This is a genomic window from Pseudoxanthomonas sacheonensis (assembly GCF_031455975.1).
Taxonomy (GTDB): Bacteria; Pseudomonadota; Gammaproteobacteria; order Xanthomonadales; family Xanthomonadaceae; genus Pseudoxanthomonas_A; species Pseudoxanthomonas_A sacheonensis_A.
This window is the reverse complement of the sequence record NZ_JAVDTT010000001.1, coordinates 799,290-824,009: the sequence shown is the minus strand read 5'-3', so window position 1 is coordinate 824,009 and position 24,720 is coordinate 799,290. Positions and strand designations below refer to the sequence as shown.

25 protein-coding genes and 1 tRNA gene are annotated in these 24,720 nt (G+C 64.2%); 16 read left to right on the top strand and 10 right to left on the bottom strand.

What is annotated here, in order from left to right:
• The first annotated feature begins 2 nt into the window (after positions 1-2).
• The 11 genes from ccmC (at position 3) to J2W94_RS03665 (ending at position 8,451) form a co-directional block, all read left to right on the top strand.
• On the top strand, positions 3-746 hold the full coding sequence (gene ccmC, locus J2W94_RS03715) for a heme ABC transporter permease CcmC (protein WP_310090351.1): 744 nt from the start codon (positions 3-5) through the stop codon (positions 744-746).
• Positions 743-907, top strand: a complete 165-nt coding sequence (gene ccmD / locus J2W94_RS03710) for a heme exporter protein CcmD (RefSeq protein WP_310090350.1) — start codon at positions 743-745, stop codon at positions 905-907. Before ccmC ends, ccmD begins: the two co-directional genes overlap by 4 nt.
• Entirely contained in the window at positions 904-1,374 is a 471-nt protein-coding gene (ccmE, locus tag J2W94_RS03705; RefSeq protein ID WP_310090349.1) for a cytochrome c maturation protein CcmE, read from the top strand. Before ccmD ends, ccmE begins: the two co-directional genes overlap by 4 nt.
• On the top strand, positions 1,375-3,294 hold the full coding sequence (locus tag J2W94_RS03700) for a heme lyase CcmF/NrfE family subunit (RefSeq protein ID WP_310090347.1): 1,920 nt from the start codon (positions 1,375-1,377) through the stop codon (positions 3,292-3,294).
• Positions 3,291-3,878, top strand: coding sequence for a DsbE family thiol:disulfide interchange protein (locus tag J2W94_RS03695; RefSeq protein ID WP_310090346.1), 588 nt, complete (start codon positions 3,291-3,293; stop codon positions 3,876-3,878). Before J2W94_RS03700 ends, J2W94_RS03695 begins: the two co-directional genes overlap by 4 nt.
• The gene (locus J2W94_RS03690) at positions 3,875-4,306 is read left to right on the top strand and encodes a cytochrome c-type biogenesis protein (protein WP_310090345.1); all 432 of its coding nucleotides are present in this window, start codon (positions 3,875-3,877) and stop codon (positions 4,304-4,306) included. Before J2W94_RS03695 ends, J2W94_RS03690 begins: the two co-directional genes overlap by 4 nt.
• Positions 4,300-5,331 carry a tetratricopeptide repeat protein gene (locus J2W94_RS03685; protein ID WP_310090343.1) on the top strand — a complete coding sequence of 344 codons (1,032 nt, stop codon included), beginning with the start codon at positions 4,300-4,302 and terminating at the stop codon, positions 5,329-5,331. The genes J2W94_RS03690 and J2W94_RS03685 overlap by 7 nt, the downstream gene beginning before the upstream one ends.
• A gap of 150 nt (positions 5,332-5,481) precedes the next feature.
• Complete coding sequence (locus J2W94_RS03680) at positions 5,482-5,964, top strand: MarR family winged helix-turn-helix transcriptional regulator (RefSeq protein ID WP_310090342.1); 483 nt, start codon at positions 5,482-5,484, stop codon at positions 5,962-5,964.
• A gap of 121 nt (positions 5,965-6,085) precedes the next feature.
• Complete coding sequence (locus J2W94_RS03675) at positions 6,086-6,511, top strand: organic hydroperoxide resistance protein (RefSeq protein WP_310090341.1); 426 nt, start codon at positions 6,086-6,088, stop codon at positions 6,509-6,511.
• An 89-nt stretch (positions 6,512-6,600) separates the two neighbouring features.
• Complete coding sequence (metX, locus tag J2W94_RS03670) at positions 6,601-7,713, top strand: homoserine O-acetyltransferase MetX (RefSeq protein WP_310090340.1); 1,113 nt, start codon at positions 6,601-6,603, stop codon at positions 7,711-7,713.
• 147 nt (positions 7,714-7,860) lie between these two features.
• Positions 7,861-8,451, top strand: a complete 591-nt coding sequence (locus J2W94_RS03665) for a cysteine dioxygenase family protein (protein WP_310090338.1) — start codon at positions 7,861-7,863, stop codon at positions 8,449-8,451.
• Between the two features lie 107 nt (positions 8,452-8,558).
• Here the strand turns inward: J2W94_RS03665 and J2W94_RS03660 are convergent, their stop codons facing one another.
• Positions 8,559-10,007: an MFS transporter gene (locus J2W94_RS03660; protein ID WP_310090337.1), complete on the bottom strand. Its 1,449-nt coding sequence runs from the start codon at positions 10,005-10,007 to the stop codon at positions 8,559-8,561.
• Between the two features lie 290 nt (positions 10,008-10,297).
• Here J2W94_RS03660 and J2W94_RS03655 point away from each other — a divergent pair.
• The 3 genes from J2W94_RS03655 to J2W94_RS03645 all read left to right on the top strand — a co-directional run bounded on the left by J2W94_RS03655 (position 10,298) and on the right by J2W94_RS03645 (position 12,799).
• A tRNA-Leu gene (locus J2W94_RS03655) sits at positions 10,298-10,383 on the top strand.
• Between the two features lie 431 nt (positions 10,384-10,814).
• Positions 10,815-11,498 carry a TetR/AcrR family transcriptional regulator gene (locus J2W94_RS03650; RefSeq protein ID WP_310090336.1) on the top strand — a complete coding sequence of 228 codons (684 nt, stop codon included), beginning with the start codon at positions 10,815-10,817 and terminating at the stop codon, positions 11,496-11,498.
• Positions 11,499-11,584: 86 nt separating this feature from the next.
• Complete coding sequence (locus J2W94_RS03645) at positions 11,585-12,799, top strand: NAD(P)/FAD-dependent oxidoreductase (protein WP_310090335.1); 1,215 nt, start codon at positions 11,585-11,587, stop codon at positions 12,797-12,799.
• Between the two features lie 213 nt (positions 12,800-13,012).
• On the opposite strand, the gene J2W94_RS03640 is transcribed toward J2W94_RS03645, so the two are convergent.
• The 7 genes from J2W94_RS03640 to J2W94_RS03610 form a co-directional block, all read right to left on the bottom strand.
• Positions 13,013-13,453: a hypothetical protein gene (locus tag J2W94_RS03640; protein WP_310090334.1), complete on the bottom strand. Its 441-nt coding sequence runs from the start codon at positions 13,451-13,453 to the stop codon at positions 13,013-13,015.
• Entirely contained in the window at positions 13,454-13,657 is a 204-nt protein-coding gene (locus J2W94_RS03635) for a PspC domain-containing protein (RefSeq protein ID WP_310090333.1), read from the bottom strand. It lies immediately after the preceding gene.
• Positions 13,658-13,695: 38 nt separating this feature from the next.
• Positions 13,696-14,070, bottom strand: a complete 375-nt coding sequence (locus J2W94_RS03630; protein WP_310090332.1) for a DUF5329 domain-containing protein — start codon at positions 14,068-14,070, stop codon at positions 13,696-13,698.
• Between the two features lie 65 nt (positions 14,071-14,135).
• Positions 14,136-15,206 (bottom strand): class III poly(R)-hydroxyalkanoic acid synthase subunit PhaC, encoded by a 1,071-nt coding sequence (locus J2W94_RS03625; RefSeq protein ID WP_310090330.1) that lies wholly within the window; start codon positions 15,204-15,206, stop codon positions 14,136-14,138.
• Positions 15,203-16,573 (bottom strand): class III poly(R)-hydroxyalkanoic acid synthase subunit PhaE, encoded by a 1,371-nt coding sequence (gene phaE, locus J2W94_RS03620; RefSeq protein WP_310090329.1) that lies wholly within the window; start codon positions 16,571-16,573, stop codon positions 15,203-15,205. Before phaE ends, J2W94_RS03625 begins: the two co-directional genes overlap by 4 nt.
• 71 nt (positions 16,574-16,644) lie before the next feature.
• Entirely contained in the window at positions 16,645-17,259 is a 615-nt protein-coding gene (gene pssA / locus J2W94_RS03615; protein ID WP_310090328.1) for a CDP-diacylglycerol--serine O-phosphatidyltransferase, read from the bottom strand.
• 223 nt (positions 17,260-17,482) lie between these two features.
• Complete coding sequence (locus J2W94_RS03610; protein WP_310090327.1) at positions 17,483-19,327, bottom strand: 3-hydroxybutyrate oligomer hydrolase family protein; 1,845 nt, start codon at positions 19,325-19,327, stop codon at positions 17,483-17,485.
• 155 nt (positions 19,328-19,482) lie between these two features.
• On the opposite strand from J2W94_RS03610, the gene J2W94_RS03605 reads away from it, so the two are divergent.
• Both J2W94_RS03605 and J2W94_RS03600 read left to right on the top strand, forming a co-directional pair.
• The gene (locus tag J2W94_RS03605; RefSeq protein WP_310090326.1) at positions 19,483-20,148 is read left to right on the top strand and encodes a response regulator transcription factor; all 666 of its coding nucleotides are present in this window, start codon (positions 19,483-19,485) and stop codon (positions 20,146-20,148) included.
• Positions 20,149-20,598: a GNAT family N-acetyltransferase gene (locus J2W94_RS03600; protein ID WP_310090325.1), complete on the top strand. Its 450-nt coding sequence runs from the start codon at positions 20,149-20,151 to the stop codon at positions 20,596-20,598.
• A gap of 41 nt (positions 20,599-20,639) precedes the next feature.
• Here J2W94_RS03600 and J2W94_RS03595 read toward each other — a convergent pair whose 3' ends face one another.
• On the bottom strand, positions 20,640-21,128 hold the full coding sequence (locus J2W94_RS03595; RefSeq protein WP_310090324.1) for an NUDIX hydrolase: 489 nt from the start codon (positions 21,126-21,128) through the stop codon (positions 20,640-20,642).
• Between the two features lie 130 nt (positions 21,129-21,258).
• Positions 21,259-24,597 (bottom strand): hybrid sensor histidine kinase/response regulator, encoded by a 3,339-nt coding sequence (locus J2W94_RS03590; protein ID WP_310090323.1) that lies wholly within the window; start codon positions 24,595-24,597, stop codon positions 21,259-21,261.
• Between the last annotated feature and the right edge of the window lie 123 nt (positions 24,598-24,720).

The following is a 24,720-nucleotide window of genomic DNA, read 5'->3' as shown; positions in this document are numbered from 1 at the left end:
GCATGAATCCCGTCCTGCTCTGGTTCCACCAACTCGGCTCGCCGCCGATCTTCGACCGCTTCGCGGCCCGCTGGGCGCCGTGGTGTTACGCCGTTGCTTTCATCCTGATGGGCGTCGGCCTGTGGCAGGCGTTCCAGGTGCCTGCCGATTACCAGCAGGGCGACAGCTTCCGCATCTTCTACATCCACGTACCCAGCGCGATGATGAGCATGCTGGTATTCGGGTTGATGGCGGTGTATGCGGCCATCGCGCTGATCTGGCGGATCAAGCTTTGCGAAATCCTGGCCATGGCCTGCGCGCCGGTCGGCGCCGCCTTCACCGTCATCACCCTGGTCACCGGATCGATCTGGGGCAAGCCGATGTGGGGCACGTGGTGGGATTGGGATCCGCGCCTGACCACGGAACTGATCCTGCTGTTCCTGTATCTCGGCGTGACCGGCCTGTACCACGCCATCGACGATCGCCGCGCCGCCGCGCGCGCTGCCGGCCTGCTGGCCATCGTGGGCGTGGCGCTGTTGCCGGTCATCAAATATTCGGTGGTGTGGTGGAACTCCCTGCACCAGGGCCAAACCATCAGCCTGTTCGGCGACTCCAAAATGGATCCCAGCATGCAGCTGCCGTTCTGGCTGATGTTCGTGGCCGTGCAGTTCTGGTTCGCGGGTTCGCTGTTGTCGCGGGCGCGCGCCGATAATTTGCGGCGCGAATCGGGGAAAGATTGGGTGGCGAAACTGGCGGCGCAATCATGACTTATGTCAATTATGTGATCGGCGCCTATGCAGCATTCGCCGTCGTCATGCTGTGGGATTTCATCGTTCCGCGTCTGCAGATCCGCCGTGAACTGCGGGCCGCCCGCTTGCGCAAGGCACGCGCCGCCAAGCGCAATGAGTCCGTGGAGCTGAGCCGATGAACCCCGTCCGCCGTCGCCGCCTGTTGTGGGTGCTGCTCTTGGTGGCCGCTGCGGCCATCGCCACTACCCTCGTGGTCTTCGCTCTGCAACGCAATGTCGCCTACCTGTATACGCCCGCCGAAGTGCTGCGCGGCGAAACCGGAGAGCGTGCGCGCTTCCGTCTGGGCGGCATGGTGGAGAAAGGTTCGTTCGAACGCACGCCCGGTTCGTTGGAAGTGCACTTCAAAGTCACCGATGGCGATGCGTTGCTGCCGGTGGTCTACAACCGCATTCTTCCCGATCTGTTCCGGGAGGGTCAGGCGGTGGTGGCGACGGGTACGATGAAGAACGGAGTATTCGTGGCCGAGGACGTGCTGGCCAAGCACGACGAGAACTACATGCCCAAGGAAGTCGCCGACAAGATGGGCATGGCGCACAAGAAGCACGACGTGCAGGCGCCCGCCGCGGCCTCGACGGAAACCCGCTAGGTGCTGCCCGAACTCGGCCAGATAGCGCTGGTCCTGGCGCTGCTGATCGCGGGCCTGCAGGCGGTATTGCCTTTGGCTGGCGCGCAGCGCGGCAAAGCCGGCTGGATGGCAGTCGCCCGTCCCGCCGCCTATGCGCAATTGTTCCTGGTGCTGGGCGCGTTCGTTGTTCTGACCGTCGCCTTCGTCACCCAGGATTTCTCGGTCAAATACGTGGCCGAGAATTCGAATTCGTTGCTGCCCATGGTGTATCGCTACACCGCGGTCTGGGGCGCGCACGAAGGTTCGCTGCTGCTGTGGACGCTGGTGCTGGCGGTGTGGAACGCGGCGGTGGCCGAATTCTCGCGCGGCCTGCCCGAACGCGTGATCGCGCGCGTGCTGGGCGTGATCGGCCTCATCAGCCTGGGCTTCCTGTCCTTCCTGATCTTCACTTCCAATCCCTTCATCCGCCTGTTGCCGGCGCCGCTGGAAGGGCGCGATCTCAATCCGTTGCTGCAGGACGTGGGCATGATCATCCACCCGCCGATGCTGTACATCGGCTATGTGGGTTTCGTGGTGCCGTTCGCTTTCTCCATCGCTGCCCTGATCGACGGCAGCGTGGATGCGCGCTGGCTGCGCTGGACGCGGCCGTGGACCAATGTCGCCTGGGGCTTCCTGACCATCGGCATCGCCCTGGGCAGCTGGTGGGCGTATTACGAGCTGGGCTGGGGCGGCTGGTGGTTCTGGGATCCGGTGGAGAACGCCAGCTTCATGCCCTGGTTGGCCGGCGCCGCGCTGTTGCACTCGCAAGCGGTGACCGAGAAGCGCGGCAGTTTCCGCGGCTGGACTTTGTTGCTGGCCATCGCGGCGTTCTCGTTGTCGTTGCTGGGCGCGTTTCTGGTGCGCTCCGGCGTGCTGACCAGCGTGCATGCCTTCGCCGCCGACCCCTCGCGCGGACTTTTCATCCTGATCTTCCTTGGTCTGGTGATCGGCGGATCGTTGGTGCTCTACGTATTGCGGGTGCCGCGACTCGAACAGGGCGCGCCCTTCACCGCCGGCTCCCGCGAAACCTTGCTGCTGGCCAACAACGTGCTGCTGACCTGCGCCTGCGCGATGGTGCTGCTGGGCACGCTGTATCCGCTGCTTGCCGATGCGCTGGGGCTGGGCAAGATTTCGGTGGGGCCGCCCTATTTCGGCCTGCTGTTCCTGCTGCTGATGGCGCCGCTGGTGCTGCTGCTCCCGTTCGGGCCGCTGACCCGCTGGCAGCGTGAGGAGATGTCGCGGCCGCTGCGCATGCTGGCGCCCTGGGCGGTGCTGGCGCTGGTGCTGGGAGCGATCGCCTACTTCACCGCGCCGCAGGGGAAATGGAAAACCGCCGCCGGCATCGCCACCGCCGCCTGGGTCGCCTTCGGCACCTTGCGCTTCCTGTGGTCGCGCTTCCAGTCCAAGGGCAATCGTTTCACCGCCGAGATGCTCGGCATGACCCTGGCGCATAGCGGCATCGCCGTGTTCCTGATCGGCGCGTTGCTGGTGGAAGGCCTCAATGTGCAACGCGAACTGGCGATGACGCCCGGACAGTCGGAGCAGATCGGACGTTACTCGTTCCTCTACGAAGGCGTGGACGAACTGCAAGGCCCCAACTACCTGGCCACGCGTGGGCATGTGCAAGTTCTTCGCGGCGGCCAGCCGCTGGTGCTGCTCAATCCCGAGAAACGCGCCTACGCCAGCGGCGGACAGGTCATGACCGAAGCCGGTATCCATCCAGGGCTGTTCGGCGATGTCTATGTCGCCCTGGGCGAATCGCTGGGTGGGCAGGCGCGGGCGGTGCGCATCCATATCAAGCCGTTCGTGCGCTGGATCTGGTTGGGCGCGGGCTTGATGGCGCTGGGCGGTTTCGTCACCGCCACCGACCGGCGTTTCCGCAAACCCGAGGACAAGCGATGAGCCAACCCGCACCGAAGAAGCCGCACACCGGCGCGTTCGTCTTTGCCGGCGTGATCATCGCGCTGTTTTTCATCGGCCTGATGGGACTGTTGTATTACGGCGTGCAGCAGTCCGACCGCGCCGGCCGCGACGCCCTGCCCTCGCCGCTGATCGGCAAGCCCGCGCCCGCCTTCGACCTGCCCTTGCTGCACGAGCCCGGCAAGCGCTTCACGCTCGCGGAACTGCGCGGCCAGCCGTTCGTGATGAACGTATGGGGCAGCTGGTGCCCGGAATGCCGCGTCGAGCATCCGGTAATCAGCAAGTTCGCGCTGACCAAACGCGTACGCTTCATCGGCTACAACCTGAAGGATCCGCGCGAGGACGCTTTGCGCTGGCTGGAGCAGTACGGCAATCCGTATCTGATGGTGATCGCCGACGAGAGCGGCCGCACGGCGATCGACTGGGGCATCTACGGCGCTCCGGAAACCTTCCTGGTGGACGCCAAAGGCATCGTTCGTTGGAAGCATGTGGGGGCGATCACCGACGAGATCATCGCCGAGGAACTGATTCCCGCGCTCGAAAAGGCCGAAGCGGATAAGCGATGAGAGCCCTGCTTCTGCTCGCGATGCTGTTGCTGTCTCCGCTGGCGCGCGCGCAGGCCAGCGATCCGACGCCTCTGCGGTTCCGCGATACGGCCCAGGAAACGCGTTTCCACCAGCTCACCGCCGAGCTGCGCTGCGTGATGTGCCAGAACCAGTCGCTGGCCGATTCCAACGCGCAAATCGCGCACGACCTGCGCCGCGAAGTGCTGGACCTGATGAACCAGGGCAAGTCGGATGAGGAGATCAAGCGCTTCCTGGTCGACCGTTACGGCGAATTCGTCCTGTACAAGCCCGATATCGCCGGCAGCACCTGGTTGCTGTGGTTCGGTCCGGCGCTGCTGCTGCTCGCGGGCGGTGGCATCGTCTTCCGCATAGTGCGCAAGCGTAGCGCGGCCGGTGCCGTGGCCAACGACGACAATCAGGAATGGTGATGGGCACGTTCATCGCAATCGCCGTGTTGCTGACCCTGGCCGTCTTGGTCGGCGTCCTGTGGCCGCTGTGGCGCGAATCGCGGACGCTGGTGATCGGGGGAGTCATAGCGCTCGGCCTGGCCACGTTCGCCCTCTACCGGGTCATAGGCACGCCCGCATCGATCGAACAAGCCGCCAACGCGATGCCGGCCTCTCTTGAAGCCGCCATCGCCGAATTGCGGACCGAGCTCAAGCGCAATCCCAACCAGCCCGAAGGCTGGCAGCTGCTTGGAAGAACCCTCGCCTCCGAAGGCAAGCCGGCCGAAGCCAGCGATGCCTTCGCACAGGCGGTGAAACTGTTGCCCGATGATCCGAACCTGCTGGTGGAAGCCGCGCAGGCGCGTCTTTATGCCTCACCCGACCGCAAGCTGGATGCCCAGGCCATTGCCTGGGTGCAACACGCGTTGTCCCAACAACCCGGACACCAGCGGGCGACCTGGCTGCTGGGAATTTCGCAACGCCAGAACGGGCACCCGGCCGAGGCGGCCAAGACCTGGGAACCTCTGCTTTCCGAGGTGGATCCCGCCACCGCCGCTACCTTGCGTCAGCAGATCGACGCCGCCCGCAAAGAAGCGGGCCTGCCGCCGCTTCCGGCGGCCGCTGCGGTCGAACCCGCTGTTCAGACCGCCGGCGCCAATGCGCTGACGGTGAAAGTCGCGCTCGATCCGGACTTCGCATCGCGCGTACGCCTGCGCGGAGAAACCACGGTGTTCGTGATCGCACGCATCCCCGGCGGTCCACCGATGCCGGTCGCGGTGGAAAAGCACACGCTGCAGGACCTGCCGCTCACATTGACCCTGGACGACGGCGACAGCCCCATGCCCACGCAGAAGCTTTCTGCGTTGAAAGAAGTGGAGCTGATCGCGCGCTTGTCGGCCAGCGGCGATCCGATGCGCCAGGAAGGAGATCTGGAATCCAAGGCGGTGCGCGTGACCCTGCCTGCCGCTGCGCCTGTCGAACTGGTGCTCGGCGCTACGAGCCCGTAACTTCCGCCAGAGCAGCGCGGGATTGCTTTTCCTTCTCCCACCGGCGCCCGCAGGGTGGGAGAAGGAAAGAACGCACCGCCTCGGATGCCGTTCGTCGGCGCGACATATAAGTAGCTTGCAATTACATAGCGCGCTATTTATATTTCGCACATGGCAACCAAGACCCCCGCCCGCTCCCCCAGAACCAGCGCCGATGCGCTGCTGAAGCTGGACAACCAGTTGTGCTTCACCCTGTACTCGGCCTCGCTGGCGATGAACAAGGTGTACCGCAAGCTGCTGGCCCCGCTGGGCCTGACTTATCCGCAGTATCTGGTGATGCTGGTGCTCTGGGAACGCGACGAGCTGACGGTGTCCGAGATCGGCGAGCGCCTGTTTCTGGATTCGGCCACGCTGACGCCGTTGCTGAAGCGGCTGGAAGCCTCCGATCTGCTGACCCGCACCCGCTCCGCCGACGACGAACGTCAGGTCGTGATCGCGCTTAGCCGCAGCGGCAAGGCATTGAAGGCCAAGGCGGGACAGGTGCCCGAAGGCGTGTTCTGCGCCGCAGCGCTGGGCATAAGCCAGCTCGGTCAGATCAAGTCGCAGTTGGAAACGCTGCGTAACAATCTCATCGCCAATACCCCCGCTCATTGATTCGCATGCAAAGCTCAATACGTTCGGTATTTATATATAGCGCGCTATAAAATAGCTAACTATTAAACCCGGTGACGGCCACCGGTCTCTTCCCAGCCGTCCTTCAATCAGGAGATACCCCATGTCCATCGAAAAAGTCCTTTACCGCGCCACTGCCACCGCTACCGGCGGCCGCGACGGCCGCGCCGTTTCTTCCGACAACGTGCTGGATGTAAAGCTGACCACGCCGCGCGAATTAGGCGGCGCCGGCGGCGATGGCACCAACCCCGAACAGTTGTTCGCCGCCGGTTATTCGGCCTGCTTCATCGGCGCGCTGAAATTCGTTGCCGGCCGCGAGAAAATCGCCCTGCCCGCCGATACCGCCATCGAGGGCAATGTCGGCATCGGCCAGATCCCCAATGGCTTCGGCATCGAAGTCGAACTGAAGATCTCGCTGCCCGGCCTGCCGCGCGAACAGGCCGAATCCCTGGTCCAGATGGCTCACGTGGTGTGCCCGTACTCGAACGCCACCCGCGGCAATATCGACGTGACGCTGACCCTGGTGTGATGTCGCCGCACGGCGCCGTCTTCCAAGACTGCCGCCGATAACGCGCGCCGCGCGGCTTGAGCCGCGTGGCGCGCTGCTAAACTCGCCCGATGACCGAATTCATTCCAGCGGGCACCCGCTTCCACCCACTGCCCTCGCCTTTCCCGATGAAGCGCGGCGGCGAACTGCATGGCGCACGGGTCGCCTACGAGACCTGGGGCGAATTGAACGCGGCGCGCGACAACGCCGTCCTGATCGTCACCGGCCTGTCGCCGGATGCCCATGCCGCCAGCAATGCCGGCAACCCGGAGGCCGGTTGGTGGGAACCGATGCTGGGCCCGGGCAAGCCCATAGATACCGATCGGTGGTTCGTGGTGTGCGTGAATTCGTTGGGCAGTTGCAAGGGTTCCACCGGTCCGGCTTCGATGAATCCCGCGACCGGTCGCCTGTACCGTCTCGATTTCCCCGAACTGTCGATCGAGGACGGTGCGGACGCCGCCCGCGAAGTCGTGCGCGGTCTCGGCATCGATCGGCTGGCCTGCCTCATCGGAAATTCCATGGGCGGCATGACCGCCCTGGCGTTCCTGCTGCGCCACCCCGGCCTGGCGCGCACCCACATCAATATTTCCGGCAGCGCGCAGGCCCTGCCGTTTTCCATCGCCATCCGTTCGCTGCAGCGCGAGGCGATCCGGCTGGACCCGAAATGGAACGGCGGCGACTACGACGACGCCTCCTATCCGGAATCCGGCATGCGCATGGCGCGCAAACTGGGCGTCATCACCTATCGGTCGGCGCTGGAATGGGACGGCCGCTTCGGCCGGGTACGGCTGGAATCGGACCACCCGGACGAGGAACCCTTTGGCCTGGAGTTCCAGGTCGAGAGCTACCTGGAAGGCCACGCGCGTCGCTTCGTACGCCGCTTCGACCCCAACTGCTATCTCTACCTCAGCCGCTCGATGGACTGGTTCGACCTGGCCGAAGTCGCCGGCGGCGATGTGCTGCAGGGGCTGGCGCGGATCAAGGTGGAAAAGGCGCTGGCCATTGGCGCGGCCACCGACATCCTGTTCCCGCTGCAGCAACAGCAGCAGATCGCCGACGGCCTGCGGGCGGGCGGGGCCGAGGCGGAGTTCCAGCCGCTGGAATCTCCACAAGGACATGATGCGTTCCTGGTGGATATCGAACGCTTCGGACCGGCCGTTCAGGGCTTTCTGTCCGCCTTATAGCGATTGGACGTGGGAGCGGCCTCCGGCCGCGAGCTCTTCCCCAAGGATCCAAGCCAGAGCTCGCGGCCGGAGGCCGCTCCCACATCGTTCTGCTACTGGCGGATTTGAGCGGCTAAAATGCCCCCACGCTTCCGCCGGATTCACGCCATGACCACGCTCGATTTCCCCGGCCACGACAAACTGATCGCCTCGCTGGACGCAGCCGTCGCCCTGGGCGACGACCGCGCCATTACCGATGCGCTGCGCAAGACGCTGTGCGAAATGATCTGCGACGAGGACGTGGCCCTTCCCGAATGCGTGCTTGAGCCCATCGCCGACCACTACGCCCGCCGCGAGCTCTACACCAGTCCCGAACACGGCTACAGCGTGGTGGCGATGACCTGGGGACCGGGCCAGGGCACCAAAATCCACGACCATTCCGGCATGTGGTGCGTGGAGGGCGTCTGGAAGGGCCGGCTGGAAATCACCCAGTACGAATTGGCCGAGCGCGACGACGAGCGTTACCGCTTCGTCGCCGCCGGCACCATCGAAGCCGGCACCGGCTCGGCCGGCAGCCTGATTCCGCCGCACGAGTACCACACCATCCGCAACCCCAGCGACAAGGCCATCGCCGTGTCGCTGCACGTCTACCAGCGCACCATGGTCCGCTGTGGCGTGTTCTCGCCGACTGGTGATGACGCGGAATGGCAAAGCCGCGGCGAGCGTTTGTTGGGCACCGACCAGATCGTGCCGAACTGATCCTGAGCCGCGTAACCACGGCTCTGGCTAAAAACGGGTTGTCGAGATGGTCCGTCAAGATTAAGTGTCGTCATCCCAGCTTTCGCTGGGATGACGATCTCTAGCTCTCAGTGCCCCCCGTCCGCGCTTATCTTGTCCAGGTCGATGCCCTGCGAGCGCAGGATGCCGACCGTGAGCAGCGCATAGACAGCCAAGTAGGCGAAGCAGGCCACACCGACGATATAGCTCATCTGCATGCCGATGCCGTCTGCGGCCAGGCCTTGGATCCAGCTTACGATGCCGCCGCCCATGATCATCATGATCAGCAAGCTGCTGCCTTGATTGGTGTGCTTACCCAGTCCGGTGATCGACAATGCGAAGATGCAGGGCCACATGGTGCTGCAGAACAGGCCGACGCTGATGAAGGCGACCGCGCTGGTCTTGCCGCTGGTGAACATGCCGATCAGCAACGCGGCGATACCGCAGACCGCGAAATACAGCAGCATGCGCGCCGGGCTTCCGCGGCTGGCCAGCGTGGCCAGGATCATCAAGGCGATGACGAACACATAGCCCAGGAACTGCGACACTTCGTGCCTGGCTATCGCATTGACCGCCAGGAACACGCCGAAGGCCAGGAACGGCAGAATCAGCGTCAGTAGACGCTTGGCGCCGGCGCCGACGTTGAAGGCGCCGGCTGCGCCGGTCCAGCGGCCGATCATCAGACTGGCCCAGTACAGCGATACATAAGGGGCCACCGAAGAAGTGGAGATGCCCAGGCTTTCCTGCAGATAGGCCGGTAGGTTGGCCACCGTGGAAACCTCCACCCCCACGTACACGAAGATCGCCAGCATGCCCAGCACCAGCTGCGGGTAACCGAACGCCGAGGATTTATGCAGCAGCTTGGAGTTGTCCCGTGCTTCGGATTCGGTAACCTGGTCCAGGTCGATGCGGTCCGGCACCGAGGAGAATTTCAGGAACACGGCCACCAAGATGAAAGCCAGGCCCAGCACCAGGTAAGGCGTCTTCACGCTTTCGATGCTGGCTTCGGTGCCGCCGGCGGCGACGCTGCCGAAAATCGCCACACTGACCAGCAGCGGCCCAATGGTGGTGCCGAAGTTGTTGACGCCGCCGGCCATGGTCAATCGCTGCGAACCGGTGTGCGGGTCGCCCATCACGATCGCCAGTGGATTGGCCGCGATCTGCTGCAGCGAGAAGCCCAGGCCGACGATGAACAAGCCTGCGAGCATTAGCTTGAACGATCCCAGGTTCGCGGCCGGGTAGAACAGCAGGGTGCCGATAGCCGAAATCACCAGACCCAAGGCGATGCCATTCTTGTATCCGATCCGGTTCAGGACGTCGCCGCCGACGAACATCGACACCACGAAGTAGATAATCGACCCGACCGTATAGGCCACGTAGAACGCCACCGAGACCAGCTGGCTTTGCGCGTGGGTCAAGCCAAAGGCGGTCTTGAACACCGGAATCAGGATGTCGTTGCTGGCCGCAACGAACCCCCAGAAGAAAAATACGGTGATGAGTACACCGAACTGCGACCAGCGGGTCTGTTGTGTCGTCATGGCTGTTGTCGTTATCCCAGAGGTTTGAATGTCGGCAGGACGATGCGGCGGGAACCCCATGCGACCCGCACCACCAGGACTCGGTCCGGACGTGCGGCGCACGCGGATACTAGTGGTTCGTTGCCGCCCGCAGTGGCCCACCTGGCTGACAGCGCTGTCAAGATACCCAAACCTTTCCGGAATGCATCCCGCGCTGCAGCATGGCCAGGCGATCCAGCGGCCTCGCCCGACGTTGACCCACCCGTAGGAAGTGGGCAATCGCCCCGTGCTCGGCTATACTTCGCGGCCGCGCCGAAGTGGCGGAACGGTAGACGCAGCGGACTCAAAATCCGCCGCCCTTAAAAGCGTGTGGGTTCGAGTCCCACCTTCGGCACCAGGAAGCCCCGCATTACGTCGGGGCTTTTTCTTGCCTGTCGCTCTTCCTAGGGAAGTGCGTGCGAAAAATTCTCTTTTGCAGCGACGACTGTCCGTCGACCTCGAGCCCGGTCCGCGAAGGGACAGATTAAAAGTGCCACGACTCACATTAGTTTGATGAACGCCGCTAGCCCCAGCGTGACCAACGCCCGCCGGAAATGAATCGCTTGCACCTGTCAAGGAACAGTTGCGTATCAGCGCGATTAGGCGTAGTTCTGGCCTGGATTCTTTCTCCATTTCGACCAAGCAATGGACCGTCCTTTCCAACCGCAATGTGATGACAGCGATGGACAGGATTGTTCCGCCGGCAAGTAGCAGTCCGTAAGTGCCGCTACTCCTGATCTTTTTGCTAGATTGAGCTCGCGGCGATCTGCCCCGACGAACGCACAGCCCTTGAACGCATCCTCCGATAACTCCAATCAAGGCAAAGTCGATAGCGCCGGATCGTTTCGCGTCCGCTTGCCGGTGGATCTATGTAAGCGCGGGGAGTTGCGCGTAGAGCGCTTCCTGGACGCAGCCACCGAGGTGTTCACCGAAAAGGGCTACCAACACGCGCGCCTCAGCGAGATAGTGGCCCGTGCGGGCGGTTCGCTGGCGACCCTGTACCGCGTATTCGGCGACAAGGAAGGCCTTGCGCACGCCATCATCCAGCGTAGGCTCGAGGACCTCAGCGCGCGCCTTACCGATCTCAACCTGTCGGGCCTGCCTCCGCAACAAGCCTTGCATCAGGCGGCCGAACGCATCGCCGAAGGCATGGCCACTGCGGAATCGGTGGTGATCCACCGCATCGTCATCGGCGAAGGCCAATCCTTTCCGGAAATGCGCGATTGGTTCTTCGATCACGCCGTGGCGGCGGTACGGGGCAGCTTAAGGGAATACTTCGAGCAGGAAGTCGCCGCCGGCCGCCTGAAAATAGCGTCGCCCACCACGGCATCTAGCCAGTTCTTCATGATGCTGTTCGGCGACCTGGTGATTCGCGTTTCCAGCGGCAATCTCAAGGAACCGGACGCCGATGAACTGCGCGCCTACGCCCAGGCAGCGGTCGATCTGTTCCTGCACGGCGCCTTGCCCCGCTAACCCATCCGTTGCGCGATACGGCCGCTCACACGGACCGAATATCCCGCGATGCATGCTTCCGCCCAATTGGTGGGCGCGGACGATGCATGGATCTCAAGAGCGGTTATCCGTATTGGGCTATCAAGAGCGGGCTGATGCAGGCGTTCCCACCGTTGCGAGCGGATCTGCGATGCGAAGTGGCGGTCATCGGCGGCGGTATCACCGGGGCGCTGATCGCCGATGAGTTGGCCGGACACGGCCATGACGTGGCCCTGATCGAACAGCGCGACGTCGGCTGGGGAAGTTCCTCGGCCAGCACCGCCCTGCTGCAGTACGAGATAGACACCCACATGACCGAGCTGGCCAAGCGCTACGGCGAAGCCGATGCGGTGTTGGCCTACAGCAAATGCGCCGAAGCCATCGGCATGCTGCAGGACAAGGCGCGCGACATCCGCGATGTGGATTTCGGCTGGATGGACAGCCTGTACTACGCCAGCAAGCGCCGCCACGCGAACGTATTGCGGGATGAGTTCGAGCTGCGCCTGCGCCATGGCTTCCAGGTGGAGCTGCTGGAGCGCGACGGCGTGCGGGAACGCTACGGTGTCGACGCACCCGTAGCGATACTGAGCCACCAGGCGGCGCGCATCGATCCTTACCGCATGGCCTACCGCTTGCTGGCGCGCCTGCAGAAACGCGGCAGCCCAGTTTTCGATCGCACCCAGGTCGAAAACATCCACGCCACTTCGCGTGGCGTCACCCTGCGGACAGCGGAGGGTCATGCGATCCGTGCCGATCATCTGGTCCTGGCGGCAGGCTACGCCAACCAGCGCTGGTTGAAGAAGAAGGTGGCGCAGAACCGCAGCAGTTACGCCTTCATCACCGATCCCATCGAAGACGAAGGGCTGGGGCCGCTAAAAGGCACAATGATGTGGGAATCGGCACGTCCTTATCTGTATATGCGCAGCACAGGCGATGGACGTCTGCTGGTGGGCGGAGAAGACGACAGCATCGATATTCCCTCCAAGCGCGATGCGCGGGTGAAGAAGAAGGCGCGAACGCTCGGCAAGAAGGTCGCCGACTTGTTTACGCACTTGCCGCTCGCGCCCGCGTTCGCGTGGGCTGGAACCTTCGCCGAAACCGAGGATGGGCTGCCCTTCTTCGGAGCGCACGCGCAGCACGGGCCGCGCGTCCATTTCGCCATGGCCTACGGAGGCAACGGGATTACCTACAGCATGTTGGGCGCCGGATTGTTGCGGGCGTCGATAGAGAAGCGCAAACATCCGCTGAGCGCATTATTCGGCTTCGGCAGACTCGATCGTTGAAGGCACGTCGAAACCGGACACCGCTTTACCTGCGCTGCCTTTAGGCTTGAAACATCGAAGGCCCAGTCTTTCCGGGTTTTATCCCGGATCGGCTGAGCCTTCTAGTTAGAGTCCGGCTTCGTCTTGTCGATTTCTGCCTTTCTCCAACGGTTGCGAGCTTATGCCCGCCGACGTTACCGCCACGTCAAAAATAATCGCCGTTTGTCGGCAGATTCAAGGCCACCAGCCGCGTCCGGTCATAGCGTAGCGATCGGCGGCGCGTTCGAACGGATTGCGAACGCTGACGCCGCCGCAAACCAGGTAAAGAGGCAGGAAAAGCGGACCCAGAACCATGTACTGATAGACGTGCGCACGCTCGTGGTCGCCGATCTTGATTCGCGGGTGGTCGCAGCGGCCGGCGCGATGTTCGTAGGTCAGGCATTCCGAATCCAGCGTATCGCCGGTGTGCAGGATGGTGTTGCCGAAGGTGATCGCCCCACCCGGCCCCCATGGCCAACGATGGAAGACCAGCGCGAAATCCCGGCGGCTGAACTGGGCGCTGGCGCCGAACAGCAGGCCCACGCTTCCGCCGATCAATCCGATCAGGGTATTGGGCAACGTCCACAGGATTCCGAGCAGGCGCAACACAGCCGACGCGATTTTCGCCATCGCCATTCAATCTGCTTCTTGCGGCATCAGCAGCCACAAGATCAGGTACACCAGGATGCCGGGGAAGGCGGCAGAGGCGATCGATACGATCACGAACAGCGCCCGCAACAAGGTCGAGTTCCAGCCGAAGCGGTGCGCAATGCCGCCCATCACCCCGGCCAGCATGCGGTCGTTGAGCGAACGGGCGAAGGGTTTGGTTTGGTCAGCCATTGCGAACTCCCGGGGTAGGCATTGCAAAGTCTAGCGCGTCAACGCGCGGGTGCGATCGTGTGGCGCAGTTTCCGCAGCTGTCCACCGAACCACGTCGAAGCATCCTGCTCCCTGCCCTGGCATTTCACCCGATACGGGCGCCCGCTCATGCTGCTTTCGCTAGCGGCGCGCTGAATGAACTGTTCGGCCGTATCGACCTTGCCTTTCTTCAGCAGGTAGTCGTATTTGCGCTGCAGGTGGGCGCGCGCCTCGACCGCGCCATACCAACTGCCGTTGCGCTGGAACTGGCAGCCCGAATGCGATAGCGCGTCCATCAGTTGTCCGATTTCTTTTTTTGCGGCTGGCGATGGCGCGGCAAAAGCCAGCATCGGGGCCAGCGAGAGTGCGTAGAAAAATAGTGCTTTCGGTAACATTTATTTAATTCGTGTGGAATCTGTAGGAGCGACGTAAGTCGCGACTCACGTCGCTCCTACAACGCTCAACGCGCGCGTTTTGCCAGCCATTCGTGGATCGCCGTGGGCACTTCGCGCTGGGCCCGGCTGGACACATAGATGCCGATGTGTCCGCCCTTGAAGCTCAATTCGGTGTAATCGCGCGTGCCCGCCAGCTTCTGCAAGGCGCGCGATGCATCCGGGGGTACCAGATGATCCTGTTCGGCGAAGATGTTGAGGATGGGCATGTCCACATAGCCCAGGTCCACCGGCTCGCCGTCGATCTCGATACCACCGTTGACGAAACCGTTGCCCTGATAGAACTGCTTGATGAACTGTCGGAAGGCTTCGCCCGCCAGATCGGGCGAATCGAAGATCCATTTTTCCATGCGCAGGAAATCCTCGATCGCATGCTTGTCGTCCAGGATGTCGATCAGTCCCACGTATTTCTGCAGGTGCAGGCGGAACGGCTTCAGCATCAGGTAGCTGGAATTCATCAGGTCCGCCGGCACATTGCCTAGCGTGTCGACGAACAGGTCCACGTCCATGTTCTGCGTCCAATTGGACAGCATGTTGTCCGCCGTGTGGAAGTCCACCGGGGTGACCATGGTGATCAGATTCTTGACTTTCTCCGGGTGCAGCGAGGCATAGCACAGCGAAAACGCGCCGCCCTGGCAGATGCCGAGCAGGTTGATGGCCTCCAGCCCGAAGCTGCGGCGCAGATGGTCGACGGCACCACCGATGAAGCGATTGATGTAGTCGTCCAGCATCAGAAAACGATCGGAGCGGTCCGGATAACCCCAGTCGATGATGTAAACGTCCTCGCCGCGCGCCAACAGCCCTTTCACCAGCGAGCGGTCGGACTGCAAGTCGACCATGTACGGACGGTTGACCAGTGCGTAGGCGATCAACAGCGGCACCCTGGCGGTCGGCGCATGCTCGCCGACGAAGCGGTACAGCACCACCTTGCCGTCGCGCCACACTTCCTGCTTCTGGGTGGCGCCGTACTGGACGTTGTCGACTTCGGGCAGGGTCTGCAATCCTGCGGCGAGCTTCTGCTGCAGGGTCATGGCTTCCTGGGCCAGCGCGTCGGGGGTGATGTTCAACGGTCCGTTCATTTACGTGCCTTCTTGCCGGAACGCTTCTGTTTGCCTGCGGCGTCGGATCCGATAGCGTCGGGTGTGTTGACGGCCGCATAGCGAGCGACCCAGTCCTTCATCGACACTACCCGACCATTTCCCGAAGGGATCGATGCGGCCTTGGCGACTGTCTTCGCTTCGGGCCGCTTCTTGATGGGTGCCGGTTTGCCGGCAGGTTTCTGGCTGACGACCGACGCCTTCTTGGAAACGGCTTTCCTGCTCACGCGCTTGGCCGTCTCCTTCTGCTCTACGACGGCGGGCTTGGCCGCGAGCTTGCGCGCAGCGGTCTTGCGCGGCGGCGTCCGTTTGCCGGCGGGCTTTCGTACCGGCTGTGGCTTACGAGCGACGGATTTGGCAGCGCGGCGCGGCTTGGGTTTCGCAGGCGTAGCGGCAGGTTCAGGCGCCGAAGGCGCCGCCGCTGCCCTGCGCTCGGCGACAGGACGGGAACCTGCGGAAGCGGCGCGCCGCAACGCGCGTTCCAGATCGGCGATCTTGCGGTGCGCCGAATCGATCTCGGTCCGGGTCGGCATGCCGAACAGGCCGGTCAGGTGCTCCACTTCAAGCTGGATGGCGGCGCGCAGGCGCATCTGCGCATTGGTGAGCGCGCCATAGACCTCGCGGAATTCGGCCGACAAGGCGATGCCGGCGTAAGCCTGCTCGGCCGAATCGATCCACAGATCGAACAGCGCCCGTGCACTGGTGATCTGGCGTCCCGGCTCCTCATGGGCGGTGAGCTTGTCTTCGAACACCTCGAAGGCGCGCTGTGCGCACTTCATCATCAGGGCATTGAATGCCTCGGTCTGCTGCTGGTAGTCCTGCTGCGCGAGCTGCAGGGCCTGCCAGCGCTCCTGGTGTTCGCGGTACTGGCCGAAAGCGGGCAATTGCTGCCAGCGCTGGCTCTGCTGCTGGAAACCCTCCAGATAGGGTTTGACCTGGTCCAGCCATTCGTCCAGCCCATTGGCGCCCTGCCCGCGCATGGCTTTGAACATGTCCGGGAAAGGATTGTCTGCGTTCGCGCCCATGGCCCGGCGCCAGGCCTGACTCACGTCGGCGGCGTTGCTGTCCTGGCCCGCGAATTGCGCCGCTACCTGCTGCATCTGCCCGAACCACTGGCTGGCCTGCTGGTTGAAGCGTGCGACCGCGTCGTTGGCCTGGCTGGGTCCGCCGGGCATCAGCTGCGACCACCAATCCACCGCCTGCTGCCATTGGCTGCTGGGTTGCGCCGGTGCCGCGGCGCCCAGTCCACCCTGCCGCATCGCCTGACCCCAGGCGCTCCAGTACTGCCGGGCCATCGATTCGAAATCGCCCTTGTTGTCGAAGCCGCTACCGAAACCGTTGCCGAACATTCCCAACCCTCCCAGGCCACCTCCCGATCATAGCAATCGTCGGTTTCCCCGCGGTTATTTCCACGCTTCGTTCAAGGCTTGGGGATGCGCAACGTCTTGCTGATCATCAGGGAGCCGGACAGCGCGAACACCAGCACCAGCGGATGCAGCAGCCACGGTCCCAGACGGACCGAACCGAACCATACCGATTCTCCCAGGTCGCCGCCGGCCGCGGCCACGGCGAGCAATACCACCAGCAGCAGACTGGTAGGAATGGGCGTACCCTCGAAATACTTCACCTTGTCGTCTTCCCCCGACAACTGTTCGGCGGTGACGTTGTAGCGCGCCAGACGGCTGACGCCGCAGCACACGAAATAGCTCAGCACCACCCAATCCCAACCGCCCTGGAGCCCGCAGGCATAGGCCAGCGCCGCCGGAGCGACACCGAAGGAAATCACGTCGGCCAACGAATCCAGTTCGCGGCCCAGCGTGGACGAGGACTTGCGCCAGCGCGCGATGCGTCCATCCAGCGCATCGAAGATGAAGGCCAGCGGGATCAGCGCCATGCCGATCATCAGATCGCGCACGTTTCCTTCGTGCAGGTAGCGCATCGATGCGAAGACCGCGCCGGTGCCGCAGAAGGCATTGGCCAGGGTGAACCAGTCGGCCAAGTGGAAGTCGCGCAGCATGGAGAAATGGCGGGGCATGGGTGTTCCTGATCGGACAATGCCCACAGACTGCCAAAAGCGGTGTTAAGGCCGCAAGGCGTCGAGAAGGACACGTGGGAGCGCCGTCTCGGCGCGAGCTCTTCAGACACAAGGCAGCCCTTGATCGGCCCTACGATGCTTCGCTGGTGCAAGTTAAAGCCCAAAAGCTCGCGGCGGGACGCCGCTCCCACGTCTTCGAACGCTTTAACCTCCTTCCGAGTAGTCAGGGCTGCACTGGAATCGCGAACTGCCCCTTGTCGACCGTGCCGGCGCCGCGTGGCGTGGGTTCGATCACAGCGTCAGTGGGCTTTTTGCCTTTGCCGTCCAATTGCGCCGACACCTGATCGAGCGCCGCATATACGTATGGCAACAAGGCCACATAGCGCGCGCCATACGCCGGCAGGGCGAGGAAGCCGTCGAAATGCTGGGCATGTTTGACTTGCCAGTAACTGACATCGCGCCCGGCGGCCTTGGAGGCCGCGACATAAGGCGCGCTAGTGAAGGCTTGCGGCACCAGACCGTCGTCCGTTCCATGAATCACCACCACGGGCAGGCCCTTGCGCGGCAACGATGCAGCGGTGGCCGCCAGGCCTTTCTTGAACGCTGAATCATCGGGCTGATCCAGCAAGGCACGCAGGCATTGCAACCCCGGCAGGGTGAGATCGGGCGCCGCCAGCTTGGAATCGATGATGCCCACCCCTGCGCCAGGTGGGATGCCGCTGCCGTCGGACCACCACGCCTGGCGCTCGGCCGAGGTGGCGGCACGTGGCGAAAAATCGGCGTTCTGCGCCGAGAACGAATAGCCGCAGGGATGGCCGCCGGCACCCGCACCGCTATATGCCGAGGCATAGGTCACGGCCACCGCGCGCCACAGATCGAAGCCGACGCTCAACGCCCCCGCAGTGAGCGCCTGATCGGTCCAGCCGCGGCTGCGCAACTGATCGTAAGCGGATTTGGCCTGTGCCTTCGCCTCCGCACCTTCCACCAGTCCCGCGGTCTTCAGCGCGGCGCAGCGTGCTGTCCACAATGGTTCCGCCTGCGCGCGCAGAGGCGGCTGCGGCAAGGACTCGACGGGCAAATGCAGCAGCGCGCAGGGCATCAGCAGCGCCGCTTCGGTGGTGACGTCGTAAAGGGTTGTTCCGCCATTGCTTGGCATATAGACATTGGGTTCGCCAGCGACCACCGCATCCAGCCAGTCCTTGTCGGCGCCGCTGCCTTCCAGTTCGGCGGCACGCAACACGGCGCCGCCGCCATTGGAAATGCCCACCGCGATGACGCGGGTGTTGGCGAAGGTGAAGGGACGCGCCTGCGGATAAGCGCGGCCGAGTGCGGACAGCGCGAATTCAGCCGCCTGCTTCACGTGGCGGCCCCAATCCGCCTCGGGGTTGTCGGTGGAATGCGCATGCTTGAACGCCACCCCGGAGGAAGTTCCGGACACCTCGGGCACGAAGGCCAATCGTTCCTCATCGGACTGGCCGCGGGTGCCGTCCAGGCGGACGCCGGTGCGCGTATCGAGGTCGTAATAATCGGTCCCGGCGCCTTTGTCGGTATAGGCCACGGCGCAGCCTTTCGGCAGCCCCCAGGCGCCGGCGACGGCGATCGAACCGTAGATGCCCCGAGAACCCGACGAGGCGGTCACCACCACGCACCGCTTTTCCAGATCGAAGCTGTCCGGCACCTGCAACAGCACGCGGTGCGGCTGTGAGGCTCCTTCCAACTTCGCGAATGCGGCGAATTCCCGGCCCGGCACGTCGGCGACGCTGCCATAGGCCTGTCCATAGCCGCCGCCAGGCGAAAGGTCGGCGATACCGCGCCAGTTGTTCCAGATCGCGCGCCTGCGCAGCTCGGCCGGCGTCGGATGGTCGGGATCGGCGAATGCGGGAGCGACCATGCCGCGCAGGCCGTCCAGCCCCAGCCCGGCGGTCAGCAGATCGTCGCCGTTGCGGTGTTCGGTGATGCGTTGCGGTTCGATCAAGACGGATTCCTTTGCCGCGTTGCGTTGCGCGGCGCTGCCGGAAGCAGCCGCGGCTACGAGCGCGAAAAGCAGGTACGGCAGTCGCGACGTCATATTTCGTCCAAGGTTCCGGTCCATGCCACGAAACTAAACCATGCGGCCGGCCGCGTCATCGTACTTTGGTACCACGCAGCACGTGTCACTATGCTGCTACGGTTCCTCATCCCCACGCGCGCCAGTCACGCGTCAACCCGGAATACCCAGCCCGCATGCCCAAGTTGCTGATCGCCGACGACCATCCGCTGTTCCGCGCAGCGCTGCGCGGGGCCGCAACCGATGCCGTGGCCCAACTCTCGGTGCTCGAAGCCGAATCGCTAGAGGGCGTTCTCTCTGCGTTGGAAGCGAACCCCGACATCGACCTGGTGCTGCTGGACCTGCACATGCCGGGCAACCACGGCCTGGCGGGGCTGGCCGCGATCCGCGCGCAGTATCCGGAGGTGGCGGTGGTGGTGGTTTCGGCCAACGACGACCCGCGCGTGGTGCGGCGTGCGCTGGACCATGGCGCCGCCGGCTACCTTCCCAAAAGCGCCGGCCTGGACGAACTGCGCGAAGCGATCCGCAGCGTATTGGCCTGCGAGCAATGGCTACCGTCTTCGCTCCGCGCTTCGGTGGCGCGTGCGCAGTCCTCCCAGCACGACGCGGAACTCGCCGCCCGCCTGGCCAGCCTGTCGCCGCAGCAGTTCCGGGTGCTCACCCTGGTGGCCGAAGGCCTGTTGAACAAGCAGATCGCCGATCGCCTGGATGTGCAGGAGCGCACGGTGAAAGCGCACCTGACCGCCATCTTCGAGCGCATGGGCGTGCGCAACCGCACCCAGGCCGGTGTAGTGTTGCGCGAGCTGGAGCTGAGCGATCCCGCCCGGCAGATGGAGAGTTGAGTGTCCGAGCACAGCCACCGCCCTACCCCGCGCGCCGCCCGCATGGACGACTCGGCGGAGGTGGCGCGTCTGTGCACGGAACTGGGTTACCCCGCGACCACCGATGAAATGGCCGCGCGGCTGAGCGTGGTCATTTCCGCAGGCGATCGTCAGGTGTTCGTGGTCGAGGACGGCGACCGGCTGCTCGGCTGGATCGGGATCGAATTGCGCACCACGCTGGAAACCGGACGCAAAGCGGAGATCATCGGCCTGGTGGTGGATGCGCAGTCGCGACGCTCGGGTACAGGCAAAGCGCTGGTGGAGGCCGCGGAGAACTGGGTGCGGCAGCATGGATTGGACGCGATTACGGTGCGTTCCAATACCGTGCGGCTGGAATCGCATCCGTTCTACGAAGGGATCGGCTTCGTACGCCGCAAGAGCCAGCACGTCTACCTCAAGACGCTGGAATGAATCGACGCCGGCTCACGCCTGCGAACTCGCGCCCTGCGAGCTCATACGCGCGAGAACGCCCACGACACCATCTTGCCATCGCGGTACGGCATCACACCGTGGAAGCCGCGCGGATCGTCGTCGAACACCAGCGGTAGGAAATGCCGGTCGCCGTCCCAGAGCGGCAACCGCATGATGTCGGTCACCGGCACCCATTCCAGCGTTCCTTCCGGATTGCTGGTATGCGGGGTTCCGGAATACTCGGTGATGACGAACAGGAAGCCCAGCCAGTCCTCGCCATTCTTGCCGAAGCCCGGCCAACTGACGGTGCCGCGCAGGGTAAGCGCATCGCATTCGATGCCCGCCTCTTCGCGGATCTCGCGGCGCATGCCGGCCACTATGTCTTCATCGCGTTCGATCTTGCCGCCCAAGCCGTTGTACTTGCCCAGATGTTGGTCGTCGTGCCGCGCATTGCGGTGGACCAGCAATACCTGCGAACGATCCGGAGACAGTATGTAACCCAGGGTGGCGACGATCGGGGTATAGGGCATGAGGCGTGGCGCGTTGCGAAAGAGGCGCATTGTAAAACGATGCGATCAGCAGTCGTAGGAGCGACGTGAGTCGCGAAGGAATTCTTCGCGTTTTTCCCCTTTTGCGACTCACGTCGCTCCTACGCAGCTCCTACGCGGTTCCTACGGCGCTGCTGGTGACCATGCGGTCCAGGACGGATTTCAGGGCCAGTGGGCGCACCGGCTTGGCCAGCAGCAGCACACCGGCTTCGTGCACCGCCTCGCGCACTGCCTGGGTCTGGTCGGCACTGAGGATCAGGCACGGACTTGCGCCATGGCGTTCGCTCAACCTCTGCGCCACCGCCAGTCCGGTATCGCCATGATCCAGGTGGAAGTCGAATAGCCACAGATCGATTCGACGCTCCTGCATGATCGCTGCGGCCTGCGCGCCGTCGGCGGCCACGTGCACCGTGCAGCCCCATGCCGACAACACTTGGCGCAGACCTTCGACCGCCGCGGCGTCGTTGTCCAGCGCGAGCACGTGGCGGCCGGCCAGTCCTGATCGGCTTACCAAGCCTTGCCCAGCGGCCAGCGATTCCACTTTCGGCAAGGTCACCGCGAAACTTGCGCCGCATCCCAGCCGGCTGCGCAACGTCAGCGGAGCGTCGAGCAGGCGTGCAATGCGGTCGGCGATCGAGAGGCCCAGACCAAGGCCCTGCCCACTCACTCCCTCGCCGCGCCGGAATTCCTCGAAGATCATCCGCTGATCGGAAAGCTCGATACCCGGCCCCGTGTCGTGCACTTCGATACGGATGCCATCCTTGACCCGGCGCACGCCGAACAGGACTCCACCGGCCTGCGTATAGCGAACCGCATTGGCGAGGAAGTTCTGCAGTATCCGCCTCAGCAGTTGCGGGTCGGTGTGCACCCATGCGCGCGTGGAGACATGCGAAAACGAGAGGCCGCGCTCTCCCGCCAGCGCGCGGAATTCGGACACCAGCGGCTCCAGCACTTCCGCCAAGGGGAAATCGCGCGGCTCCGGCACCAGTCCGCCCGCCTCCAGTCGCGACATGTCCAACAACCCGGTCAGCAGGTCGGTAGTGGAATCGAGAGCGCCGCGGATCTGCTGCACCGATTCGCGCTGGCTACTCTCGGGAAGCTGTTGCGAAAGCGCGTCGGTGAACAGGTGCGCGGCGTGCAAAGGCTGCAACAGGTCGTGGCCGATCGCGGTCAGGAAGCGGCTTTTCGCGTCGTTGGCGTGCTCGGCCTCGCGCTTGGCGGTTTCCAGCAAGGCCGTACGGTCGATGACGCGCTGCTCCAGGGTTTCGTTGGCCTGTTTCAGACTGCGTTCCGCCTGGCGCGAGGCGGTGACATCGGTATAGGTGGCGACGAAGCCGCCGCCCGGCATCGGATTGCCGCGGATCTCCACGATGCTTCCGTCCGGGAACACGCGCTCGGTCAGATGCGCGGTACCGGCACGCATGAAAGCGATGCGCCGCTGCAGCGCGCCCTCGTCCGAACCGCGATGCGGCATGCGCTGCAAGGCCCAGCGCGTGAGGTCGGCGATGGGGCGGCCTACCTGCAGCAGTTCTTCCGGAAAACCGAACAGCTCCACGTAGCGCCGATTCCATGCCACCAACCGTTGCTCGCGGTCGACCACGCTGATGCCCTGGCTCATGTTCTGCAATGCGGCCTCCAGCACCTGCTGGTTGAAACGCAGGTCCTGGGAAACTTCGCCGACGATGGCGGCCACCGCATCCAATTCCCCGCTTTCGCGGCGCGCGGCATTCAATAGCAACCGTGCCGACGCCGAACCGAGCACGGCGGAGAGTTCGCGTTCCATCCGCGATTCGGTCAACGCGGGCACCGGTCCCTGCGCGGGCGCGCCTTGCAAAAGCTGCTCGACGCGTTCGCGCGCCAGGAACCGCAGACCCGCGTCGCGCAGTGCCTGCCGGTCCAGGCTGCGACCGTACTGGTGCGGCGTTTCCCGCCGCCAGGCCGTCGCGAGCAAAGTGGCGGCGATGCCGGCAAACAAGCTCACTCCCACCGCGCGGCCCAACGGACTCCATCCGGTCAGCCCGAACAGTCCCTGCGGCGACAGCCAGGCCTGTCCGAAAGGTCCGGACTGCATCCATGCCGGTTCGTTGCCCGAGAACGCCGCCATCATCGGCATCAGCATCACCCATGCCCACGCCGCGAAACCGGCGATGATGCCGATGATGGCCGCGCGCGGTGGCGTTTGCGGCCGCCAGACGGCGAAACCCAGGGCCGGCGCCAACGTACCCAGCGCCGAGAACGAAACCGCGCCGATATCGGCCAGCGCGTCGTTGCCGCTGTTGAAACGGCTGTAAGCCCAGGCCAGCAACATGATGACCAGGATGCCGCCGCGACGCAGCAACAGCAGGTCGCCACGGCGATCCCCACCCTTGCCGCGCGACCACGCACCACGCAGCAAACCCGGCGCGAACCAGTGGTTGCCGATCATCAGGCTGAGCGTCAGCGTGCTGACCACGACCATGCCGGTGGCGGCGCTCAATCCACCCAGGAAGGCGAACAGCGCCACGCCTTCATGGCCCTGCGAGAACGGCAACGCCAGCGCATACATGTCCGATGGCACGCTGTTGCCCAGCAGCACGGTGCCCGCGCGCGCCAGCGGCAAGGCCGGCAACGCGATCAGGATCAGATACAGCGGGAACTGCCAGCGCGCGGTGCGCACATCGCGATCGTCGCGGCACTCCACCACGCCCACGTGGAACTGGTGCGGGAGGATGAACATCGCCAGCGCGCCCAACAGCACCAATGGAGCGAACCCGCCCACCGGCTCCGATGGCGTGATCTGCAATGCCGCGGCAGGCATGGCCTTCAAGCCGAACCACACGAAGGCGCCCAGCGCCAGCATCGCCACCAGCTTGAACAACGACTCGAAGGCCATCGCCAGTACCAGGCCGCGATTGTGTTCGGCGGCGCTGGCGCGGCGCGTGCCGAACAGCATGGCGAACAAGGCCATCGCCAGGGCTACGTAAAGCGCGCTGTCGCGCCAGATCGGCGCCACCGCCGCAGCATCGCCGGCATCCACGGTCAAGGTGGCGAAACTCATGGCGATGGCCTTGAGCTGCAGCGCTATGTAGGGAATGAGACCCAGCGCCGCGATCAGGGTCACGGTGGCCGCCAACCACGCATCCTTGCCCAGGCGCGTGGCGATCAGGTCCGCGAGCGAAGTGGCGTTGGTCTCGCGCGCCAGCTTCACCAACCGGATCATGAAAGCCACCGCAAGCCCGTAGAACAGGATCGCGCCCAGGAAGGTCGGCGGCAGCGGCCAGCCGTAACGGGCGGCCTGGGTGACCGTGCCGTAGAACGTCCAGGAAGTGCAGTGCACGGCAAGCGACAGCGAATACACGTGCCGCCAGTGGCGTGCGAACAACGCAGGGTGGCGCTCGCCGTACAGCGCCGTGCCGAACATCAGGCCCAGCCAGGCCAGGCTGGCCAGCGCCACCACCCAGAAACTCAGCACGCGCGGTCTCGCTCGAAACGCAACTCAATTCCCCGGTTCTGGCCAGCTCTCATCCTGGCCAGTTCTCATTCTGGCCGGCTCTCTTCCGACACGCTCTGCGAACCAGCATAACGCAGCAACGGC

What these genes read in the sequence shown, in the direction of transcription:
- ccmC (WP_310090351.1), top strand. Translation starts at nt 3, where the DNA reads ATGAATCCCGTCCTGCTCTGGTTCCACCAACTCGGCTCGCCGCCGATC.
- ccmD (WP_310090350.1), top strand. Translation starts at nt 743, where the DNA reads ATGACTTATGTCAATTATGTGATCGGCGCCTATGCAGCATTCGCCGTC.
- ccmE (WP_310090349.1), top strand. Translation starts at nt 904, where the DNA reads ATGAACCCCGTCCGCCGTCGCCGCCTGTTGTGGGTGCTGCTCTTGGTG.
- J2W94_RS03695 (WP_310090346.1), top strand. Translation starts at nt 3,291, where the DNA reads ATGAGCCAACCCGCACCGAAGAAGCCGCACACCGGCGCGTTCGTCTTT.
- J2W94_RS03690 (WP_310090345.1), top strand. Translation starts at nt 3,875, where the DNA reads ATGAGAGCCCTGCTTCTGCTCGCGATGCTGTTGCTGTCTCCGCTGGCG.
- J2W94_RS03685 (WP_310090343.1), top strand. Translation starts at nt 4,300, where the DNA reads ATGGTGATGGGCACGTTCATCGCAATCGCCGTGTTGCTGACCCTGGCC.
- J2W94_RS03680 (WP_310090342.1), top strand. Translation starts at nt 5,482, where the DNA reads ATGGCAACCAAGACCCCCGCCCGCTCCCCCAGAACCAGCGCCGATGCG.
- J2W94_RS03675 (WP_310090341.1), top strand. Translation starts at nt 6,086, where the DNA reads ATGTCCATCGAAAAAGTCCTTTACCGCGCCACTGCCACCGCTACCGGC.
- metX (WP_310090340.1), top strand. Translation starts at nt 6,601, where the DNA reads ATGACCGAATTCATTCCAGCGGGCACCCGCTTCCACCCACTGCCCTCG.
- J2W94_RS03665 (WP_310090338.1), top strand. Translation starts at nt 7,861, where the DNA reads ATGACCACGCTCGATTTCCCCGGCCACGACAAACTGATCGCCTCGCTG.
- J2W94_RS03660 (WP_310090337.1), bottom strand. Translation starts at nt 10,007, where the DNA reads ATGACGACACAACAGACCCGCTGGTCGCAGTTCGGTGTACTCATCACC.
- J2W94_RS03645 (WP_310090335.1), top strand. Translation starts at nt 11,585, where the DNA reads ATGGATCTCAAGAGCGGTTATCCGTATTGGGCTATCAAGAGCGGGCTG.
- J2W94_RS03640 (WP_310090334.1), bottom strand. Translation starts at nt 13,453, where the DNA reads ATGGCGATGGCGAAAATCGCGTCGGCTGTGTTGCGCCTGCTCGGAATC.
- J2W94_RS03635 (WP_310090333.1), bottom strand. Translation starts at nt 13,657, where the DNA reads ATGGCTGACCAAACCAAACCCTTCGCCCGTTCGCTCAACGACCGCATG.
- J2W94_RS03630 (WP_310090332.1), bottom strand. Translation starts at nt 14,070, where the DNA reads ATGTTACCGAAAGCACTATTTTTCTACGCACTCTCGCTGGCCCCGATG.
- J2W94_RS03625 (WP_310090330.1), bottom strand. Translation starts at nt 15,206, where the DNA reads ATGAACGGACCGTTGAACATCACCCCCGACGCGCTGGCCCAGGAAGCC.
- phaE (WP_310090329.1), bottom strand. Translation starts at nt 16,573, where the DNA reads ATGTTCGGCAACGGTTTCGGTAGCGGCTTCGACAACAAGGGCGATTTC.
- pssA (WP_310090328.1), bottom strand. Translation starts at nt 17,259, where the DNA reads ATGCCCCGCCATTTCTCCATGCTGCGCGACTTCCACTTGGCCGACTGG.
- J2W94_RS03610 (WP_310090327.1), bottom strand. Translation starts at nt 19,327, where the DNA reads ATGACGTCGCGACTGCCGTACCTGCTTTTCGCGCTCGTAGCCGCGGCT.
- J2W94_RS03605 (WP_310090326.1), top strand. Translation starts at nt 19,483, where the DNA reads ATGCCCAAGTTGCTGATCGCCGACGACCATCCGCTGTTCCGCGCAGCG.
- J2W94_RS03595 (WP_310090324.1), bottom strand. Translation starts at nt 21,128, where the DNA reads ATGCCCTATACCCCGATCGTCGCCACCCTGGGTTACATACTGTCTCCG.